The sequence below is a fragment of the Microbacterium testaceum genome, assembly GCF_020781835.1.
Taxonomy (GTDB): Bacteria; Actinomycetota; Actinomycetes; order Actinomycetales; family Microbacteriaceae; genus Microbacterium; species Microbacterium testaceum_H.
This window is the reverse complement of record NZ_JAJGNJ010000026.1, coordinates 1-3,984: the sequence shown is the minus strand read 5'-3', so window position 1 is coordinate 3,984 and position 3,984 is coordinate 1. Positions and strand designations below refer to the sequence as shown.

General features: G+C 67.6%; 5 protein-coding genes. All 5 read left to right on the top strand.

The genetic code is table 11. From position 1 onward, the window contains the following. Nucleotides 1-456 precede the first annotated feature (456 nt). Nucleotides 457-630 carry a helix-turn-helix domain-containing protein gene (locus LL239_RS17350; RefSeq protein ID WP_228164580.1) on the top strand — a complete coding sequence of 58 codons (174 nt, stop codon included), beginning with the start codon at nt 457-459 and terminating at the stop codon, nt 628-630. Further along, nucleotides 630-977: a hypothetical protein gene (locus LL239_RS17345; RefSeq protein ID WP_228164579.1), complete on the top strand. Its 348-nt coding sequence runs from the start codon at nt 630-632 to the stop codon at nt 975-977. The genes LL239_RS17350 and LL239_RS17345 overlap by 1 nt, the downstream gene beginning before the upstream one ends. After that, nucleotides 974-2,683, top strand: coding sequence for an SNF2-related protein (locus tag LL239_RS17340; RefSeq protein ID WP_228164578.1), 1,710 nt, complete (start codon nt 974-976; stop codon nt 2,681-2,683). Before LL239_RS17345 ends, LL239_RS17340 begins: the two co-directional genes overlap by 4 nt. Nucleotides 2,684-3,457: 774 nt before the next feature. Further along, nucleotides 3,458-3,718, top strand: coding sequence for a hypothetical protein (locus LL239_RS17335; protein WP_228164577.1), 261 nt, complete (start codon nt 3,458-3,460; stop codon nt 3,716-3,718). Nucleotides 3,719-3,724: 6 nt separating this feature from the next. Continuing rightward, on the top strand, nt 3,725-3,984 hold a 260-nt coding region (locus LL239_RS17330), incomplete at its 3' end, for a hypothetical protein (RefSeq protein ID WP_228164576.1).

The following is a 3,984-nucleotide window of genomic DNA, read 5'->3' as shown; positions in this document are numbered from 1 at the left end:
CCGCACGGAGATCACGGCTCTCGCGGATGCGGTGCTGCACCGTCACTCGGGGGAGCCGGAGTGGTGGTCGGTGGTCGACGCGCTGGGGAAGTGGCCGCTCGATGATCAGCCTCGGTGGGCGAAGTCCCCGTGCCCGGAGTGCGACTGTAAGACGGTGCGTGTTCGCCCGCCTCGCCGGGTGGGTGACGCGGCCGTGTATCGGTGCACCACGTGTGAGTGGGAGTCCGACGATCGTGAGGACGACGGGTTCTACGCTGAGGTGTTCGTCGAGCTCGTGCCTGACGCGGCTTCTGAGAGGCGGTGGTCGCTGTGGTCTCCTCCTGCGCGGCCGCCGCTCCCGGCCGCGGCGACAGCATCCCGTCCGGCGCTGCGGATCCTCCCGCCCGAGCCAGTGGACCTGCCGACGTCGGTGTGCCCCGAGTGCTTCACGGCACGTGCGGTGAACGGGGCTTGCGTATGTGGCTGACGCAGGAGCAGGCCGCAGAGCGCGCCGGGGTGACGACCCGCACGATCCGCAACTGGATCGCGTGGGGCGAGCTGCAGCCCCGCCTGGGGCGATTCAAGGAGAAGGACGTGATCGAGACCGAGAAGCGGATGCGGGCCCGCCGCGGCCGGAGGAGGCAGCAGTAATGGAAATCGAGAAAATCATCGCTGCGAGCAATCCGACTTTCGTAACCGAGGATGACCTGCAACGCGAACTCGCCGACGTTCTCAGCATCGCCGGCTGGATGGCACACCGCGAGGTGCGCCTGTCCGATGGTGTCTCGCGCATCGACCTGCTCCTCGCCCGCGTCGGCATCGAGGTGAAGATCGACGGCGCCTGGCGAGCCGTCACGAGGCAGCTGCTCCGCTACGCGCGGTGCGACGAGATCGACCACCTCATACTCGTCACCACGCGCCCATCCCATCAACTCGTCCCCTCGACGCTGAACGGGAAACCCGTCACCGTCGTCGTGCTCACCGGAGGATCCCTGTGACCGAACGCACCTACGGCACCTACGCGTACCGGCCGCCGCAGAAGGGCGAGAAGCGCGGAACGTGGCAGCTCACGCTCGAGCCCGCCGTGGCCGTGCGCGCCAAGCGCGTGTTCAGCCGCGCCCGGTCCGCGCTCCGCGGCGTCGTCGAGCTCACCGACACGATCGAGGTCGCCCGCGACCTCACCTGGCTAATGGAACGATGGCCCCTCGACCCTGCCGACTACGAAAGCTCCGCACACCTCGCCGAGCAGGCCGACGCGCACACGGAACGGGAGCGGACGCTCGCGAGCATCGCCCGCGGCGACTACGCGCGCCTCCCGCTGCCCGTCGAACCCGCGCGCACCCCACGCGAGTATCAGCTGGCCGCGGTCGACGTTCTCCGCACGTCCAAGCGCCTGCTCCTCACCGACGAACTCGGCCTCGGAAAGACGTTCACCGGTCTACTCGGCCTCACCCACGTCGACGCGCTCCCGGCCGTCATCGTCACGCCCACACACCTCCCGTCACGGTGGGTCACCGAACTCAACGAGTCGTTCCCCACGCTCACGTTCGAAGTGGCGAAGAAGACGAAGGTGTCGACCGCGTTCGAGCACGGCCAACGCCCGGACGTGCTGATCGTCCCGTACTCCCGCCTGTCCGGATGGGAGCACCACATCGTCGGCTGGCCCCGCACGGTCGTGTTCGACGAGGTGCAGGAACTCCGCCGCGGTGCCAGTACCCAAAAGGGCAGCGCGTCGATGCACCTCAGCGAGGCCGCCGAGTACACCCTCGGTCTCACCGCGACGCCCGTCTACAACTACGGCGACGAGGTTTGGGAACTGTTCAACATCATCTCCCCGGCCACCCTCGGCACGCGTGACGAGTTCCTCCGCGAATGGGGCGGATGGTCGTATGGCACACACGCCGGTGTCAGTGACCCCGCCGCGCTCGGTTCCTACCTGCGCGAGCAGGGCCTCATGCTCGGACGCACCCGTGACGAGGTCGGCCTCGAACTTCCCCAGACGATCAAGGTCCCCCACGAAGTCGAAGCAGACGCCACCGCGCTCGACAAGGTGAAGGGCGACGCCGCAGCCATGGCGCGCCTCATCCTTAGCACCTCGTCAACGCGCGAGGAACGCTTCCGCGCCGCAGGTGAGCTCGACTGGAAACTCCGCGAAGCGACTGGCATCGCCAAGGCACCCTACGTCGCCGAGTTCTGCCGCCTCATCCTCGAAGCCGAAGACAAGCTCGTTCTCTTTGGCTGGCACCGGGCGGTCTACGACCTGTGGCTCGACGCGCTCAAGGCGTACAACCCCGTCATGTACACCGGAACCGAGACGCCGAAACAGAAGGATGCCGCCGCCGACCGGTTCGTGAACGGCGACTCCCGCATCCTCATCATGTCCCTCCGCTCCGGGGCCGGTGTCGACGGGCTGCAGAAGGCCACGAACATCGCCGTGTTCGGCGAACTCGACTGGTCCCCCCAGGTGCACGAGCAAGGAATCGGCCGCCTCCGCCGCGACGGCATGGGAGCGGCCCCGCCCGTCGCGTACTTCCTGCATAGCAAGGACGGCTCCGACCCGGCGCTGATGGAGACGCTGCAGGTGAAACGCAACCAGGCCGAACCGATCGTCTCTCCCGACGGCCGCCTCCTCACCAACAGCACGCAGGACATCAACCGGTCACGTGCACTCGCCGAACTCATTCTCGGCACAGCCCGGGGTTAGGCGAGGAGAACGGATCGGGCGGACACTCATGCGGAACGCTGGACACGCCGACACTAAGCGTTTCCAGCGTTTCCACCTGTCGTGCTAGGCTATGCCTTGCACAAGAACTATGACCGAAGCCCTGCCGATATCCGGTGGGGCTTTCGTCATATGTCTGAGCAGGTTTCCCTCGGAGTTGGTGCTCTTCGCCGAGGGGCTCGTCCCGACACCACACGCTCACATCCCTTCGCCACGCCCTGCGCTGTGACTGACGGTCCCGCCACGATGCCCTCTGTGTCGATGGGCTAGCGGGGTTCAAGCCGTCAGTCCTCGCCGGATTCGTGCAATCCAAGGAGCGGTGATGGGCTGTCGGGGCGCTGTTCTCCCGAGCAGGGGTCCGCGTTGATGCGGAACCGACGTCGACGCAGCGCGGTCGGCGCCTCTGCTCGGGCTCATCGTGAAGCGTGGGCATCCGGGTGTGGGCGAGACCCCCGGATGCCCACGGCAAAGCCCAGGAGGAGGACTCCATGCCGATGGGACTCTGGCGGTGGGCGGCTACCGCGGCGGCTGAGCAGCGCATCTTCCGTGAGGACACGGAACGCCGCGACCGCTTGCACGCCGCGGCAGTGGCCCGTCGCCGGAAGGCGAAGCGCGGAGGCCGGCGATGAGCACCCCTGACCGCCCCGAGGTGTCCACTTCTGGACAGGTGCCGGACGACGACGGCGACACCATCGTGCGCGGGATCGACTGATGCTCAGCCCTCACCTTCAGCTCGTCGACTAACGAGGAGACACCATGGCCAAGCCACTCATGTTCGTGCTCACCGCGCAGAAGCGGGCCGTCCGGCGTCAGGGTCGCAACGAGGACTGGAAGCCGGACGCCGAGGGGTTCGCGAAGCGGTGGCCGGCGGGCCGCCGCCCCGACATCGGCGTGCAGCGGTCCATTGATTACTCCTCGCTCGCCGAGAAGGCGGCCGCGATGAACGAGGCGCAGATCCGATCGAACTTCCTCGACTGGCTGTTCGTGGTCGACGTGGACGCTCCCATCCCCGCCTGAGCGCAGATGAGCAACCGCAGCATCCGCGACGGGAAGGGTCACCGCGCCTACCGCCGCCAGCAGGCCGCGCTCAAGCGCCGCACGCACGCACAGAACCTCCCGTGCGGGTACGGCTCCCTGTCGGGCTGGGGATGCGGCGAGGAGATCGACACCACCCTCCCACCTACCCACAAGCGCAGCTTCACCGCAGACCATGACGACGCCCTCGCGAACGGGGGCAAGCTCGTCGGCCAGGTGCTCGTCCCGATGCACCGTGACTGCAACGC

Bases quoted from the DNA above. Each gene is read 5' to 3' on its own strand.
- LL239_RS17335 (WP_228164577.1), top strand. From the start codon at position 3,458: ATGGCCAAGCCACTCATGTTCGTGCTCACCGCGCAGAAGCGGGCCGTC.
- LL239_RS17345 (WP_228164579.1), top strand. From the start codon at position 630: ATGGAAATCGAGAAAATCATCGCTGCGAGCAATCCGACTTTCGTAACC.
- LL239_RS17350 (WP_228164580.1), top strand. From the start codon at position 457: ATGTGGCTGACGCAGGAGCAGGCCGCAGAGCGCGCCGGGGTGACGACC.